Consider the following 14603-nt stretch of genomic DNA (forward strand, 5'->3'; position numbering starts at 1 on the left):
CGCTACGAGTTCAGGTCACACGCGAACCGGGTGGTGGCGGTCACCCAGGGGTCGGCCAGACACGCCGTGGGCTCACGGTCGCCCCGGTCGTCGTCCTCGAACACGATCGCCTCGTCGTCGATCTCCAGCGGTCCCGCGTCGCGGAATCCGTGGGCTTCCCGAAGATCCGGCACGGCTAAGGGCATGTGACGCCTCCATGGTCTGTCGTGCGCTGAGGAACAGGCAATGGCCGGCACGGGCCGGTGAGCCCGCCGGGCCGAGCACTCGCTGGACAAAGGTAAGGAGGAGCGTGCGCGCTGACAAGGGGCCAGGTGACATCGCCGTCGGACGCGTCGCCGGGGCGGCGGGCCCGCGCGGCGAGCGCCGCCCCGGCCCGCCGCGGCGTGGCCACGGCTCCGGCGGCACGGTGCGAAGGCGAAAGGCCGAGGCTGGGGAACGAGGCGAGGGTTTCTCGCCGGGCCGCACCAGGAACCCGGTCGCCGGCCTTGAGCTCGCCGACGGGGATGAGTTCCTGCTGGCCGGCGCGCAGGACGGTGACCTCCTTGGCACCCAGCTCCAGCAGCGCCTTCAGCGCCGCACCCGCCTTGCGCTTGGAGCGGGCCTCGAAGTACCGACCGGCCAGGATGAAGGCCGTGACCCCGGCCCGTCGCCTCCAGATGGACGTTGCCGGCGCCGTCGGTGCGGGCGATGGTGAACTCGAAGGGGTGTGTCATGCCAGGTGTGCCGGGGTGCCGACGAACAGCGCCCACAGCGCCCACAGGAACGCCGCCGACGTACCGACCGAGATCAGCGTGTCCATGGTCGCTGCCCCGTGCCGGGCGTTGGTCCAGGCGGCCTTGTGGAACGGCCACGCCGCATACGTGACCACGGGCGCCGCCAACGTCAGCGACAGCCACTGCCACTGCCACTGCCAGTAGTCGACCTGGAGCTTCGGGACCATGGCCAGCGCGATGACCGGCGCCGCAAGCGCGACGGCCGCGGTCAAGCGCTGCCGCAGCGGCCGCAGTTCGTCGTGATCAGCCGCGCCCCGCGCGGAAGCGGAGCCGCCGGTGACCGCGGACTCGCGCTCGGGTTCCTGAGCGGTATGACCGGTGGCCTCGACCGTGGCGATCAGATCGGCGACAGTGACGTCCTCGCGGAAGGTGACCTTGGCCTTCTCGGGGGCGTGGTTGACGGTGGCCTCGACCCCGTCCATGCGGTTTGAGCTTCTTCTCGATGCGGGCGGCGCAGGAGGCGCCTCGCTCTCACATCATGACCGGAAGCCGGGTCGGCATCAGGACGGCGGGACTGAGAGGTCTGAAAGATTTTGCGTCATCTTGCGCAAGGTCGGGACGGCCTCCGGGGAGGCATGGTCACCGACGCGACGTGGCCCGCGGGTGAATCCCTTAGGGCCCTGCAGGCAGCCACTTCCTCGACGATCAGTTTGGGCACCCGGTGTCGATAGTTCGTTCAAGACTTCAAGGAAGTAGCGAGAACAGCCGGACGTCGCGGCCGAATCACATGCGTGATTGAACGCTTAGAGCACAGGAAGCCACTGTTTGACTTCAAGTTGTGTTGGGATGATCGGCGGTCGGCGGACGCGGATCCGCCCGCCACCGTTCCATCGAAGGGATGTCATGCTCTCGATACGTCACCGCGTGCCAGCCGCACTGCGGCCGCTGCTCGCGTTCGCCGTGCTCCTCGCCGGCCTGCTCGCCGGCACGACCCCCCAAGCCCGGGCGGCCACGGCGCAGGACACCTCAGTCACCTTCCGCGTGCAGACCACCACGGCAGGGGAGGCCCTCCTCGTCACCGGCGATGTTCCCCAGCTGGGATCCTGGGACCCGGCCAAGGCCGTCCCACTGGGCACCACCGCGAGTTCCTATCCGAACTGGTCGGCCGACGTCCGACTGCCCGTCGGCGCCACCGTGCACTACAAGTACCTCAAGCGCTCCCCCGCCGGCACAGTGACCTGGGAGAGCACCCCCAACCGCACCCTGACCGTCTCGCCGGACGCGCCGGGCAACCACGACAGCTGGAACGTCAGCCCGGTCTCCGCCACGTTCCGCGCCACGGCCACCACCAGTTGGGGCCAGGACATCTACGTCACGGGCGACCTGCCCGACCTCGGCAGCTGGGACCCGGCCAAGGCCGTCCCCCTGACCACCGGCTCCGCCACGTACCCGCTGTGGTCCGGCAGCCATCAGCTGCCGCCGAACACCACCGTGCAGTACAAGTACCTGCGGAAGGACCCCGACGGCACCGTCACCTGGGAGAACGGTGACAACCGCACCGTCGTCACCCCGCCCACCGGCACCTTGACCGTCAACGACACCTGGCGCTGACGCCCGGCGCCGGGGCCGGGGGATATGTGATGGATACCCCTCGGCCCCGGCGCCCTCCAGTATTCCTCGCCCGGCGACGCCCCCGCACGACCGGGTTCACAGGCCGAACGTGGTGGGCGCCCCCGCCGGGTCGTCCGGAGCGGTCGCTGTCACTACCAGAGGTGTGGCCGCGGGTAAGAGCCTCAGGGCGACGTCCGGCGCCTGGCTCGTCCCCGAGGACGAGGCCGGGTTTCGATGACGCCACCGATCGCCCGGACCCGGGGCCGACGCGGACACACGCCCGGCGTCCGTGTTCCTGGCAGATCCCGCCGCCGGACATGGTGCCTGGCCGTCCCGTTACCGCCGCCGGGGTGGCCCGCGGGAGAGGGGTTCGTGTCCAGGGCACATGGCCGCCCGGTGGCCCCCGGGGGTGATGAGCGAGGAGCCGTCGGCGGGGTGTCAGCCTTCACGGCCGGGGAGCATGGCCAACGCCTGGGAGCGCTGTGCGACGAGGTCGTCGTAGGTGCCGTCGCGCTCGGCCCAGCGGTGCATGAGGACGCCCTTGACGAGGATCTCGTCGGGGGTGGGGTCCTGCGAAAGCAGGTGCATGACCTCGGTGGCGAAGTCGTCGAGCGGCAGCGCGTGCGGTGCCATCTTCTCCTGGCCTGCTGTGGCGACGGCCGGGGGGACGAGTTCGACGACGCCGACACCGGTGCCGTCGAGCTGCGCGCGCAGTGCCTCGGAGTAGGCGTGCACCGCGGCCTTCGAGGCGGCGTAGCTGGGCATGGGCGGGAACGGCAGGAAGGCGATGCCGGAGGTGACGGTGATGAGGGTGCCGGCACCTCGCCGGACCAGGTGGGGGGTGAAGGCGTCGATGACCCGGATGGTGCCGACCAGATTGGTGTCGATCGTCGTCTCCGCCGCCTCGAAGTGCGCGGGGTCGCGCAGGTCCTCCAGAAGCATGACGCCCGACATGGTCACCACGGTGTCCAGCTCGGGGTACCGGGCGAGCACGGCGTCACGGGCCGACGTGACGGAGGAGCCGTCGGTGACATCGATGCGGAAGGCGCCGAAACCCTCTTCGGCGAGTTCCGCGAGTGCCTGCGGGCTGCGGCCGCCGACGGCCACGGTGCTGCCCGCCGCGGCGAAACGACGGGCCAGCTCCCGCCCGATACCCGAGGTACCGCCGACGACGAGAACCGTGCGGTCGGAGAGATCCATGAGATCGTCCCTTCATCTCAGTGCGCCGGCGGCCCTCGGACCCACAGCGCGGACAGTGATGCTGCATGCCACGTGCACAGCGGCGCTACGCAGTCTTGACGACATCCGCCGGAGGTGGCAGGGCCCCGTTCTCCCTGGTCCTGCCAGGGCCCCCTCAGGGATACGCACACCGCATTACGGTGTCGGTATGAAGGATGAGGGAACCGGCAACCGGCTCGGCAGCTACCTCCGTGCCCGCCGTGAGCTGATCTCCCCGGCTCAAGTGGGACTCCCGCCCGGCGGCAACCGTCGCGTGCCCGGCCTGCGCCGTGAGGAAGTGGCCCTGCTCGCCGGAATCAGTCCCGACTACTACCTGCGCCTGGAACGAGGACGTGACAAGAACCCCTCACTGCAGGTCCTCGACTCACTCGCGCGCGTCCTGCAGCTCGACGACGTCGAGCGGACGTATCTGCACGGACTGGCCGCGGCACGCCCCAAAGCGCTGCGCCGCAAGCGGCCCGAGCACGTGCCGGCGCGCGCGCACGAGCTGCTCGCCCACCTCGAGATCCCCGCGTTCATCGAAGGGCGCGCGTTCGACGTCCTGGCCTCCAACCCCATGGCCGTCGCGCTCTCCCCCCGTCTGCGGCCCGGCCAGAACCGGCTCCGTTCCCTCCTTCTCGACCCCGAGGAACAAGCGTTCCAGCAGGACTGGGCGAAGGCCACCACCGACTTCGTCGCCGCACTTCGCACCACCATCGGGGACGACACCGACAACCCCCGGTTCGTCGAGCTCGTCGGAGAACTCGCCCTGTCCAGCCAGCGGTTCCGCACGCTGTGGGCCCGCCACGACGTCCGCAGTCTCGACGGAGGCACCACCACGGTGCACCACCCCGTCGTCGGTGAGCTCCACCTCCACCGCGACAAACTTCCCCTCGAAGATGTCATCCTCGTCGTCTACTACCCCGACAAGGACAGCGACAGCGACGAGAAACTGCGGCTCCTCGCCGCGCTCTCGCACACCGACTCCGCCGGCCCAGCGCACGGCCGACAGATGGACGGCCCGCAGCCGAAAGCGCCCTGACCAGCACGCGCCGCCGTGGCGTCGCAGCCATGAGGCCCGTGATGCGGGTTCCGTCACCCTGAGATCGCCCCGCGGCCCGCTCCCGCCGGCCGCCGCCGCGGGTGCGCCGACACCCGAACGGGGGCTACCGGCGGCCCGCCGCATCCGGCACCGGCCGACGCCGCGAAATCATCCGAGAGTGCCTCCCACCAGAAGCGGAAGTGAGCCCCATGCAGACCTCGGTCGTCGTGTTCACCTGCGATCTGCGCCTGTCGGACCACCCGCCGCTGCGCGCGGCCCTGCACGGCGGAGGACGGGTGGTACCGCTGTTCGTACGTGACCCGGCCGTCGACGCAGCGGGTTTCGCCGCGCCGAACCGGCTCGCCTTCCTCGCCGACTGCCTGCGGGACCTGGACGCGCAACTGCGGGAGCGGGGCGGCCGGCTGGTGCTGCGCGAGGGCGACACGGTCACGGAGGCGTGCCGGGTGGCCGCTGAGGCGGACGCCGACGAAGTGCACATGTCAAGTGACGTGAGCGCCTTCGCGCACCACCGGGAACGCCGACTGCGCCTGGCGCTGGAGGCCGAGGGGCGGCGTCTGTACGTGCACGACACGGTGAGCACCGTCGTGGTGCCGGGGGCGGTGACACCGGCCTCCTCCGACCATTTCGCGGTGTTCACGCCGTACTACCGCCGCTGGTCCGCGCAGGGCCTGCGGGACGCGTTCGACGCGCCGAGCGCGCTCACCGTGCCGACGGAGGTGGGCTCCGCCCCGCTGCCGGAGCGCGCCGCGGTGAGCGGTGTGTCACCGGGACTGTGCGCGGGCGGCGAGAGCGAGGGGCGGCGCAGGCTCACCGCGTGGCTGCGCTCCGGCCTGGCCGCGTACGAGGAACGCCACGACGACCTGGCGGGCGACGCCACCTCGCGGCTCAGCCCCCACCTGCACTTCGGCACTGTGTCGCCGGTCGAGGTCGTGCACCGGGCCCGTAGGGCCGGCGGCGCGGGCGCGGAGGCGTTCGTACGGCAGATCGCCTGGCGCGACTTCCACCGCCAGGTGCTCGCCGCACGTCCCGACGCCACCGCGCGCGACTACCGCACACGCGCCGACCGGTGGCGCTCCGGGAAGGACGCGGAGGCCGACGCCGAGGCATGGCGGGAGGGCCGCACCGGTTATCCGATCGTCGACGCGGCGATGCGCCAACTGCGTCACGAGGGCTGGATGCACAACCGGGGCCGGCTGCTGGCCGCCAGCTTCCTCGCCAAGACGCTGTACGTCGACTGGCGGCTGGGCGCCCGGCACTTCCTGGACCTGCTCGTCGACGGTGACGTGGCGAACAACCAGTTGAACTGGCAGTGGGTGGCGGGCACGGGCACCGACACCCGGCCCAACCGGGTCCTCAGCCCCGTCGCCCAGGGCAAGCGGTACGACCCGGACGGAGCGTATGTGCGGCGCTGGGTGGCGGAACTGGCGGACGTGAAGGCGGCCGACGTGCACGAGCCGTGGAAGCGCCCGGCACGGGAGCGGGCGAGCACCGGTTACCCCGAGCCGGTGGTGGCCCTGGCGGAGGGCCTGGAACGCTTCAGGCGGGCCCGGGGACGCGCCTGAGGGCCGGCGGCCGAAGGCCGCCCCGGGCCGCCTGCCACCGCACCCGACCCCTCGCACGTGCGAGCCGCACCCCGTCCGCACGGAAGGCGCCTGTCCGGTGACCACCCGGCACCGGATCTCCGGCGACCGGCTCGGGCCGAATCTCCTCACGCCGGCCGGCGCGAACGGGCCCGACCGCGGGCGCCGTGGTGAGGATCGGAACCACTGCGGCAGGAGCGCGGTGCGCGCGCGACGGCGTGACGGGCGGGCGCCCGACGGCTCGGCATCACGGCACGCACGGCGGCCCGCGGTGAGTGTCGCTCCTTGTGCGGGATGGCTCCCTGCCTCGTCGTCACGGTCCGTCCGGCACCCCGGCGGGGGCAACTCGCATCGAGTCTGCATCGAGTTGCTCAGGCGACACCCCCAGCCGCCCGGAGCGCGGCCGTCAGGGCCCCGTCCGGCCGCCGGGGGACGGCTCGGGGCCGCCGTTCCGGTGCCGCTGAGCGGCCCTCCGGATCCCCGCGACGGTGCGGCTCCCCGGTTCCGGGCCGGGCCTGGTGGGTCACCACACGCGGGCCCCAGCGTCCCGCACGAGCGCATGGACCAGCGGGGAGCGCACCACCCGGGTTTCCAGCAGCACGCCGAAGGCGACGACGCAGGCGGTCCGCACCAGGAAGGCGGGCGAGATCAGGCCGAGCGCCGCGCAGGCGGCGGCGAGCACCGCACCGGCGGACATGAGCCGGAGACGTGGGGACCCGGCCGGACGTGGACTTCACTCAGCTGCCGCGCGCATGGACACCGACGACGCCCTCCGCGTAGGGCACGTGATCGCTCTCGAGCCGGAGACCGCCGTGGAGGTCGAGAACGGTCATGAAGCCGGGCTGTCGGCTGGTGCGGGGCTGGTGAGGCGACGAAGTCCGGTCGGGGTGACGGCGAAGTCGTCCTCGATCTCGAGTACCAGGCGGCCTGGCGGCCCGTCCCGCACCGCCCCTTCCAGGGCCGCCTGAGGGGCGCGGTGACCAGCCGGGGCCTCGACGGCGCGGGCCGCCGGGACGGGCATCAGCATGCCGGTCGCCATGACCGCCGCCGTTAGCATCCCGGGGGTCCCGAACCGCAGGCCGCGCGCCCTGCGCACCGCGCGCCTCGGGGGCCCGCCCGGTACAGCCCGCCCCGCGCCAGGTCGCCATGGCGACCTGGCGCAACCTCGCTGTCGGCGCCCTGCGACTGAACGGCGCGAGGAACATCGCCCCCGGCCGTCGCCGCGATGCGCGTGACACCCGCCGCCCCCTCACGCTCCTCGGCCTCGCCCCGAGCACACAGTGGCTGTACTCGACTACGCCGAAACCCTGAGGGCTGTCGCTGAATGACTTCAGGGTTCGATCCTGGTCAGGCGGGTTGCCTCGCGGGGTCGTCGAGTGAAACGGCGCTCTGGCGTTCGTGAGGTGTCTCCCGACGGCTCCCTGGGCCGCTCAGAGGTCGACGGGGCCCGGCGATGCGTTCTCGGAGTTCTTGCAGGCGGCCGCGACCGAGAGGTGACACCGCCTCAGATGGTCGGGGTGTCGTCGACAATCGGCTTGTGGATCTCGACGACCGGCTTCCACCCCGCGGAGAACTCGATGAAGTCCGCACGGGTGGGGTAGGTGTCGATCGCGCGACGGTCACGCTTGGGGCTGTCGCTCCCCTTGCGCCCCCGGGGAATCTGCTCCTCGAAGATGTCGACTTTCACGTCGGGAACCTCCTTGAGGCCCTGGCGCCAGATCTGCACGATGTCGGCGCCGAACGCCTGCCGGGCCGCGGCGTAAAGGGCCGTGAGGGACCCCTTGTCCCCGCCGGGGACGAAAAGTGCCAGGTCCAGCACGACACCGGCGGACTGGAGGACCTCGATGGTCACCGAGCCGTTCTCGTCGGCCAAGTAGACGCCGGCTTCATTCTCATCGTCGGGAAGGCAGGCGACCTCTTCCTGGAATACGGTTCTCACCGTGACCGAGCCGCCCTCGAAACGCTCACCGGACTTGGTCAGGAAAGCAGGGACATAGCAGTCGGGAAGCTTGAGTTCTGCCGTGTCGGCGGAAACGAATATCCTGTCCTTCACGCCGAGCTTCGTCACCTCTTCCAGCGAGAGGCGGCGAACGGCGATCTTTTCCGTGTTCACGATTTCCCTTTCAGGTTGCACTGTCCCTCCGAACAAGGACGCTACCATGAAAACCTGAGGTCAACTGCCCAGTAATCATTGGGCGAATGACCCACGATGACCTGCACGGAAGGATAGCGAAGCGAGCGCCGCTCGGCCGGAACACGCATCCGCCAGATAGTGTCGCTCGTCGTGGCGTTGGAGATCAACTGGCGGTGGCATTTCGGTGCGTTGGGTAGCACTGAGGGACCAAAAGAGAGTTTACGGTAGATATCACCCACGTCCCCGTCGGGGAAGTGGCGGCGAGGTAGGGCAATCCATTCGCCGTACATCTCGAAGAGCGCAGCGGAAACGAACCGGATGGTCCGACAGCGCGACAGCGAAGCCCCCCGCCGGCGGCATCCGGATGGAGCCCGAACCGGAAGTCGCGCACTACCGCGCCTTCCACGGTCAGAACTTCGGCGTAGTCGACTGAGGCCCGTTGTCGACGTATCGTCATATCGGGTGGCGTTCGGTACACAGCACGCACGGACGTCCGTGGTCACGGCGGAGTTCCCTGCGCTCCGCGGCCTCGGCCTGCCCCGTGCCTGCCGACGCGGGATCTCTGATCGCCCCTCTCCTTGACCAGCTCGGAGCGCAGCGGGAGGTGTCCGGGAGCGCGCTTCCGGATCTGACAGCCTCGATCCACCGCCGTGCCTGGCGGGACGGCGAGGTCGACGCGGCCGAGCACCCGGGAGGTGCTGCCGGCGTTCGACCATGTGTCATCCGCCGGGCCGTAGGCCTTGCCAGCTTCTGCGCGGCGAACGCGGTCCCACCCAAGCCGTTCATTCGGTCTCCTGCCGCCGGTCGGCCGGCGTCGGACGACGAGCGCCTCTGCCGTCCCGCCGCCGGCGGCCGGCGACACCGCCCGGTGACGGGACGTTCAGACGTGATCGACGGCGGTCTCGCCGGCACCGGCCCGGCCGCTGGGCACGTGACTCTCCAGGCCTGGGCCCGACTGTGTCGCTCGTCCGGCGACAGGAGACGAAGCAGCCCACGCCGGCTGCACGAAAGCGAGCGATGCAATGAGCTATTGACAGCGACGATCCGGTGACGCTCTGCCGATCAAGAAGTCGGGCGGGTGGAGACGTTGGTCTCGCCGTGAAGCGATCAGTTATGGCACTGGGCGGACGTTCTTCTCACATCCCGGCGAGGGTGGCTCGCAATTCGTCGGTCACCGTGTGCAGGCAGCTGCCGAAACTCGCATGCCCTTTGCTCTCGATCCAGTGCCGGAAGGCGTTCCCGAAGATCATCGTGGCGAGCTGCGCGACCAATTCGGCCGTCTCGGCGTTCACCTGACGTTGCTTCAGGGCGTCGCGGATCGCCTCGGTGATCGCGACCGTCTTGGTCCGTTCGCGCTCTTGCAGCTCCGGGCTGGCGTCGATCACCGCCCGGCGCTCCGTCGCGCCGTCCACTCGCTCGGCGAGTTGGGCACCGACTCGGGCAAACGCTTCGAGGACAGCAGCGAGCGGGGCCGCGTCCGGGTTTGCCGCCAGGACCGCCTCCGCGAGTGCCGGGGGCAGGCGTTCCGAGCCGGCGAACAGGACCTCGCGCTTGTCCGGGAAGTAGCGGAAGTAGGAGCGCCGGGTGAGTCCGGCCCGCTCGGCGATGTGGGTCACCGTCACGTTGTCGTAGCCGCGCTCCAGGAAGAGCTCCAGAGCTGCCCGCTTCAGGCGCTGCTCGGCACCCGGATCCCACCTCGCCATAGGTTGACTGTAACAGGTGATGTCCCACTGTGTCGTCAGTGTTAGCCTGCACTCACGACACACTGTGTCATCACTGGGGACACCAGTCCTCGGTGCGGCCCGGAGCAGGCAGAGGTGACGTTCACATGACCGAGACCGGCAAGATCGACGGAACGGCCGGCAGGAGCAGGGCCAACGACGAGGTATGGATAGTCGGGGCCACCGGCCGGGTCGGCCGGGGCGTGACCGCGCGACTGGTCGCGCGGGGACTGACGGTCGTGCCGGTCGGGCGCAGCCGGGAACGGATGCTCGCCGCCGGGACCGAAGCCGGTCTGCCTGGGGACGCGAAGGTGATCGTCGCCGACTCTGCTGAGCGGATCGCGGACGAGATCGTCCGGAAGCGCCCGCGGGTGGTGGTGAACACGATGGGCGCCTTCGCCGCCACGGCACCGGTGATCGCCCGCGCCTGCATGCCCGGCGGCCACTACGTCGACCAGGCCAACGACGTGCTCGCCGTGATGGGGCTGCTCGCCCTGCACGACGAAGCGGTGCGGGCGGGCAGCACCCTGGTCACCGGCGCCGGATTCGGCGTGCTGGCGACGGAGGCGGTGGCAGCGAAGCTGTGCGAAGGCCGATCCACGCCGCACCGGGTGCGGGTCGACGCCGTGGCCTCGGTGGCCGTGGAGGCGGGTGTTCTCGGTGCCGCCCTTGCGGCCAGCATCGTGGACGCGCTCACCGCCGGCGGACGGCGGTACGAGGACGGGCGGCTGGTGACGTCGCGCCTCGGCGCGGACCCGCGGCAGCTCATCTTCCCGGACGGTGAATCGGCGAAGTCGGCAGGTGTCTCGTCCGGCGAACTCCTCGCGGCGCATGCGGTGAGCGGAGCACCGTTCGTCACCGCGAATTCGGCTCTCGTGCCGACCGCTCCGCTGATCCGTGCCGTGCTCCCGCTGCTCGGCCGTCTGCTGTCCGTTCCGGCGCTGCGACGCCTCGCCGTCGACCGGCTCGGCCGGGCCACGGTGAAGGCCGCACCCCGTCCGCGCAAGCACTCCTGGGGGCACGCCGTCGTCGAGTGGGCGGACGGCACCCGGCACGAGGGATGGCTCCGCGCCGGCGACGGCATGGACTTCACGGCCGACGTCACCGCCACCGTCACGGAACTGCTGACCCGTGGCGTCGGCAGGCCCGGGGCCTGGACGCCGGCAGCCGCCCTCGGAGCCGACCTCGCGACGACCGCAGGCGGCACCTTCGTACTGGACTGAGGAGCGCCGATACCCGCCGTCCGGCGGCTGCCGGGGCCTCGGCGAGTGGCGCGGGCCTTGACCGGGCCACGGCCGACGGTGTCGGGTATCCGCTGTCCGGATCGCCACACGGCGCGCGACGCCCGGGCGATCGGGACCGCATGCGCCGGACAAGCTTGCCTGCCTCACGAGTGTGCGCTGTTCCAGCAAGGTGATCCAGGACGGCGTGTACGTGGTCCTGGACCGGCTGGGTGCCGATGACAGTCCCCGCCCGCGCGGCCCTGGCCCGCGGCCCCGCAGCTCGTGCGACCCGCCACGCTTTCACCCCGGCGCGTGCCGCTCACACGGTGTGTGCGCGGCCAGGGGGGTGTGCGCGCTGCCCCGTTCGAGCCATGGCGGATGGTGGAGGACCGGTGAACGCTGTCGGTCAGTGAGGCGGTTCCTCACGAAGCAGCCGCCGCAACACGCACCCGCTCGGACGCAACTGGGCGCCGGCGTCATCGAAAGGAAGGCCCCCCTCGTGTTACACCTCCGCCGCACGGCAGTAACGGCCGCGGCCGCCGTGGCCGCCATGTCCTTCTTCACCGGGCAAGCACTCGCGACCACGAGCAACGCTTCCGGCACCTTTTACTACACCGACCTCCTGGGCGGTAACCAGCAGGTCGTGAACCCCGAGCTGAACACCTGCAAACTCGTCTCCATACTCGGCACCAGCGTCAGCAACCAGACCGACGCGACCGTGGTGCTCTACACCGACACGAGCTGTGCGCTCCTCGCCAACCCTGTCTCTCCCGGCAGCACCGTCACCTTCCTCTTCAAGTCGTACCGTTTCACCGCCAGCTGACGGCCCACGGCCCCGGATCGGCCGGAGCGACGCGTCGGCCGATCGCAGGGGCCGCCCCCGCCCCCGCTCCCGTCCCCGTCCGGCGGCGCGGGGTCAACCTCCACACCGGGCGTCAGTCCCGACCGAGTCGGGCCAAAGGTCAGCCGACGCCGCGAGCGTGCGGCACCACCGGTTGCCGAGCCGCCCGTACCGCATGCCCTTCTGGAGGCCGGAATGCCGCGCACAATCCGTGCCCTGGTGGTCGCCGCAGCACTCGCTGCGTGCGCCGCCCTGCCCGCCACGTCCGCCGCCGCCCGCCCGGCCGTCGACCTGGTCAGCTGCCCCCTGAACTGTCTCGGCGGCGACTCCACCGGCACGGGAAAGGTGACGTGGTCCAACCCGGGCACCACGCCGTCCCGCTTCACCTTCACCGGAGGGATCTCCCTGCGCCCCGACGGAGTGACCGTGCTCGTCCTCACCGGACACGTCACCTCAGGTGACTACCAGGGCTCCACCCTGATCAACGCCATCGTCCTCGCAAGCACCGACCTCACCGCCTGCCTGACCCCCCAGGGCCTCACAACCATCTCGGGAACCATCTCCCTCACCACCGTGTGACCCGCCATCTCGCGGTGGAAGGACGGTTCGTGGGCTGACAGCCGGCCGAGCGGCGACGGCGCAGCGGCTCGGATGGCGGGCGGGGCAGGGCGGCCACGGAACGGCACGGCGCTCGGACCGGCCGGGACCGGCGCGGCACGGGCGGGACGGTACGGGGGGACGGTACGGGGGGGGGGAGGATGAGTTCGCCGCGCGTGGATCATCTTCGTCTCTCGTACGGAGAAAGGGCCCGCCGGCTGTCTTCAGGCGCCGACGATCCGCCAGACGCAAGGGCCACCACCGCGCCATTCGATCAAAGGCGTACGGCCGATCTCCTCGATGTCCAGATCGACTCCAAGGCGACGGACCAGGCGTACGACGTCATCCGAATTACGCACCGTCCCCACCACCTCGTCCCGGACGGAGACCCGGCGGCCGTCGTCCCCGGTAGGTGTGTGCACGACGACGGTCGCCGCCCTTTCCCCCCTCCCCGGTGGTCGCGGACAACACCACGGGGCGGGCCCGGGGGTGGTCGTGTCCTCGCAGTGCGGCACGGGCCGGGATGTCACGTTCCTGTTCCTCTCATGTCGTAGGGAGAGATTCCCGCCTCGCCCTCCCCGTCGTCACTCGGTGGCGGGGAAGGGCCTCTTCCCGTGACCGCGATACCGCAGCAGGAGCATCGCGGCATCGTCGTGCGGCGGCCCCGCCGTATGCCGGAGGAGGTCTTGGCGCAGCGCCTCAAGCGAGCGGTGGACATCGTCCTCCGTGAGAAGGCCGGCACGGTCGGCCAGCGGATAGAAGGAGCCACGCTCATCGCGCGCCTCGGTGACACCGTCCGTGTACATCAGGAGCTGATCGCCCGGGGCGAACGGGACACGGTAGGGCTCCGGCGCATCCCCTTCGTGTGCGCCGAGCCCTAAGGGAAGCGCGTAGGCGGGCGGCTGCGGGAAGTGGGCGCTGCCGTCGCGGCGTACGAGCATGGGCGCCGGGTGACCGTAGTTGAGGAGGACCACCTCGTCGTCGGCGCCGATCTGCGCGAGGACCGCGGTCACGAACTTCTCGTCGCCCACCTCGCGCTCCATGCTCCGTTCCAGGCGCTCGCCCACGCCCAGCAGGTTCGGTTCCTCGTGGGCGGCCTCACGGAAGGCGCCGAGCACGACCGCGGCCGTCTCCACCGCCGCGAGGCCCTTGCCCTGGACGTCGCCGATGATCACTCGGATACCGTGCGGCGAGGCAACCAGCTCGTACAGGTCCCCGCCGATGCGCGCCTCCGCGACGGCGGCGATGTAGGACACGGCGGCCCGCAGCGGCCCCACGGTCAGCGGCACCGGCCGGAGCAGTACCCGCTGGGCGACCTCCGCGATCGACCGTACGCTGGCCAGCTCCGCCTCCCTGCGGCCCCGCATGACAGCCGCCGCGATTCCCACGCCGGTCACACCCGCGACAGAGACCATCGCGGTGAACCCCCGCCGCTCCTCGAACAGACCGTCATACAGCCCCAGTGCGACGCACAGGACGAGTGCCGCTGCCCCGAACAGCGCCGTCCGACGCCACCCTCCGACGAGGCCCGCGAAGGCGGGCCCCAGCGACACGAGCGGCAGGAACCCGATTCCCGGCCCCGCCACAAGGTCCGCGACCGCCACGACCACCATCACTGCGGCCGGCATCCAGGCCAGCACTCGCGGTGTGGTGGGCGTCCTACTGTCGGTCATGCGGTGCTCCAGTGATCGACGACAACTCAGGGCCGCGCTGCGGACCGGGCACGTCCCTGACCTTTAGCCTATGCAAAAGTTGCACAGGGATGACCGCTCGCCCCTCGGCCTTTATCGAATCGAGGCCGGATGTCGACGTTCCTGTCCCCTGCCGTAAGCCGGCCGCCGGCTGGGGCCGTGCCCAGCCATGCGACGCGCCGTGCGTCGAAGCACGTGTGCCGTCCGGGGG

Annotated in this window: 13 protein-coding genes and 1 pseudogene; 6 read left to right on the top strand and 8 right to left on the bottom strand. The window is 70.9% G+C overall.

The window, feature by feature from the left end; translation table 11 throughout:
- Positions 1 to 2: 2 nt before the first annotated feature.
- Together ACH5A8_RS25310 and ACH5A8_RS25315 are read right to left on the bottom strand one after the other, a co-directional pair.
- Entirely contained in the window at positions 3 to 185 is a 183-nt protein-coding gene (locus tag ACH5A8_RS25310; RefSeq protein WP_009192895.1) for an SflA family class IV lanthipeptide, read from the bottom strand.
- 262 nt (positions 186 to 447) lie between these two features.
- Positions 448 to 1235 (bottom strand): annotated as a pseudogene (locus tag ACH5A8_RS25315) (cation transporter); the annotation flags it as partial.
- Positions 1236 to 1637: 402 nt separating this feature from the next.
- Between ACH5A8_RS25315 and ACH5A8_RS25320 the strand changes: the two are divergent.
- Positions 1638 to 2324, top strand: a complete 687-nt coding sequence (locus ACH5A8_RS25320) for a carbohydrate-binding module family 20 domain-containing protein (protein WP_399005559.1) — start codon at positions 1638 to 1640, stop codon at positions 2322 to 2324.
- 438 nt (positions 2325 to 2762) lie between these two features.
- Here the strand turns inward: ACH5A8_RS25320 and ACH5A8_RS25325 are convergent, their stop codons facing one another.
- On the bottom strand, positions 2763 to 3524 hold the full coding sequence (locus ACH5A8_RS25325) for an SDR family oxidoreductase (RefSeq protein ID WP_399005561.1): 762 nt from the start codon (positions 3522 to 3524) through the stop codon (positions 2763 to 2765).
- A gap of 187 nt (positions 3525 to 3711) precedes the next feature.
- Between ACH5A8_RS25325 and ACH5A8_RS25330 the strand changes: the two genes are divergently transcribed.
- Together ACH5A8_RS25330 and ACH5A8_RS25335 are read left to right on the top strand one after the other, a co-directional pair.
- Positions 3712 to 4584 (top strand): helix-turn-helix transcriptional regulator, encoded by an 873-nt coding sequence (locus ACH5A8_RS25330; protein ID WP_399005563.1) that lies wholly within the window; start codon positions 3712 to 3714, stop codon positions 4582 to 4584.
- A gap of 209 nt (positions 4585 to 4793) precedes the next feature.
- Positions 4794 to 6167 carry a cryptochrome/photolyase family protein gene (locus ACH5A8_RS25335; RefSeq protein ID WP_399005928.1) on the top strand — a complete coding sequence of 458 codons (1374 nt, stop codon included), beginning with the start codon at positions 4794 to 4796 and terminating at the stop codon, positions 6165 to 6167.
- 541 nt (positions 6168 to 6708) lie between these two features.
- Here ACH5A8_RS25335 and ACH5A8_RS25340 read toward each other — a convergent pair.
- From ACH5A8_RS25340 to ACH5A8_RS25350, 3 genes are all read right to left on the bottom strand, one after another.
- The gene (locus ACH5A8_RS25340; protein WP_399005565.1) at positions 6709 to 6882 is read right to left on the bottom strand and encodes a hypothetical protein; all 174 of its coding nucleotides are present in this window, start codon (positions 6880 to 6882) and stop codon (positions 6709 to 6711) included.
- Positions 6883 to 7689: 807 nt separating this feature from the next.
- Positions 7690 to 8298, bottom strand: a complete 609-nt coding sequence (locus ACH5A8_RS25345) for a hypothetical protein (RefSeq protein WP_399005567.1) — start codon at positions 8296 to 8298, stop codon at positions 7690 to 7692.
- A 1157-nt stretch (positions 8299 to 9455) separates the two neighbouring features.
- Positions 9456 to 10022 carry a TetR/AcrR family transcriptional regulator gene (locus ACH5A8_RS25350; RefSeq protein ID WP_399005569.1) on the bottom strand — a complete coding sequence of 189 codons (567 nt, stop codon included), beginning with the start codon at positions 10020 to 10022 and terminating at the stop codon, positions 9456 to 9458.
- Between the two features lie 125 nt (positions 10023 to 10147).
- Here ACH5A8_RS25350 and ACH5A8_RS25355 point away from each other — a divergent pair, with 125 nt between their 5' ends.
- The 3 genes from ACH5A8_RS25355 (at position 10148) to ACH5A8_RS25365 (ending at position 12683) form a co-directional block, all read left to right on the top strand.
- Positions 10148 to 11263: a hypothetical protein gene (locus ACH5A8_RS25355; protein WP_399005571.1), complete on the top strand. Its 1116-nt coding sequence runs from the start codon at positions 10148 to 10150 to the stop codon at positions 11261 to 11263.
- Between the two features lie 499 nt (positions 11264 to 11762).
- On the top strand, positions 11763 to 12086 hold the full coding sequence (locus ACH5A8_RS25360) for a hypothetical protein (RefSeq protein ID WP_399005573.1): 324 nt from the start codon (positions 11763 to 11765) through the stop codon (positions 12084 to 12086).
- A gap of 213 nt (positions 12087 to 12299) precedes the next feature.
- The gene (locus tag ACH5A8_RS25365; protein WP_399005575.1) at positions 12300 to 12683 is read left to right on the top strand and encodes a hypothetical protein; all 384 of its coding nucleotides are present in this window, start codon (positions 12300 to 12302) and stop codon (positions 12681 to 12683) included.
- Between the two features lie 242 nt (positions 12684 to 12925).
- Here ACH5A8_RS25365 and ACH5A8_RS25370 read toward each other — a convergent pair whose 3' ends face one another.
- Positions 12926 to 13060 carry a hypothetical protein gene (locus ACH5A8_RS25370; protein ID WP_399005577.1) on the bottom strand — a complete coding sequence of 45 codons (135 nt, stop codon included), beginning with the start codon at positions 13058 to 13060 and terminating at the stop codon, positions 12926 to 12928.
- A 225-nt stretch (positions 13061 to 13285) separates the two neighbouring features.
- A complete protein-coding gene (locus tag ACH5A8_RS25375; protein ID WP_399005579.1) occupies positions 13286 to 14374 on the bottom strand; it encodes a PP2C family protein-serine/threonine phosphatase in 1089 nt (362 codons plus the stop codon).
- Positions 14375 to 14603: the final 229 nt, after the last annotated feature.

This window comes from Streptomyces sp. NPDC018610 (assembly GCF_044391765.1).
GTDB lineage: Bacteria > Actinomycetota > Actinomycetes > Streptomycetales > Streptomycetaceae > Streptomyces.

Coding starts and splice junctions, on each gene's coding strand:
- ACH5A8_RS25355 (WP_399005571.1), top strand. CDS start 10,148: ATGACCGAGACCGGCAAGATCGACGGAACGGCCGGCAGGAGCAGGGCC.
- ACH5A8_RS25365 (WP_399005575.1), top strand. CDS start 12,300: ATGCCGCGCACAATCCGTGCCCTGGTGGTCGCCGCAGCACTCGCTGCG.
- ACH5A8_RS25350 (WP_399005569.1), bottom strand. CDS start 10,022: ATGGCGAGGTGGGATCCGGGTGCCGAGCAGCGCCTGAAGCGGGCAGCT.
- ACH5A8_RS25325 (WP_399005561.1), bottom strand. CDS start 3,524: ATGGATCTCTCCGACCGCACGGTTCTCGTCGTCGGCGGTACCTCGGGT.
- ACH5A8_RS25375 (WP_399005579.1), bottom strand. CDS start 14,374: ATGACCGACAGTAGGACGCCCACCACACCGCGAGTGCTGGCCTGGATG.
- ACH5A8_RS25310 (WP_009192895.1), bottom strand. CDS start 185: ATGCCCTTAGCCGTGCCGGATCTTCGGGAAGCCCACGGATTCCGCGAC.
- ACH5A8_RS25330 (WP_399005563.1), top strand. CDS start 3,712: ATGAAGGATGAGGGAACCGGCAACCGGCTCGGCAGCTACCTCCGTGCC.
- ACH5A8_RS25340 (WP_399005565.1), bottom strand. CDS start 6,882: ATGTCCGCCGGTGCGGTGCTCGCCGCCGCCTGCGCGGCGCTCGGCCTG.
- ACH5A8_RS25335 (WP_399005928.1), top strand. CDS start 4,794: ATGCAGACCTCGGTCGTCGTGTTCACCTGCGATCTGCGCCTGTCGGAC.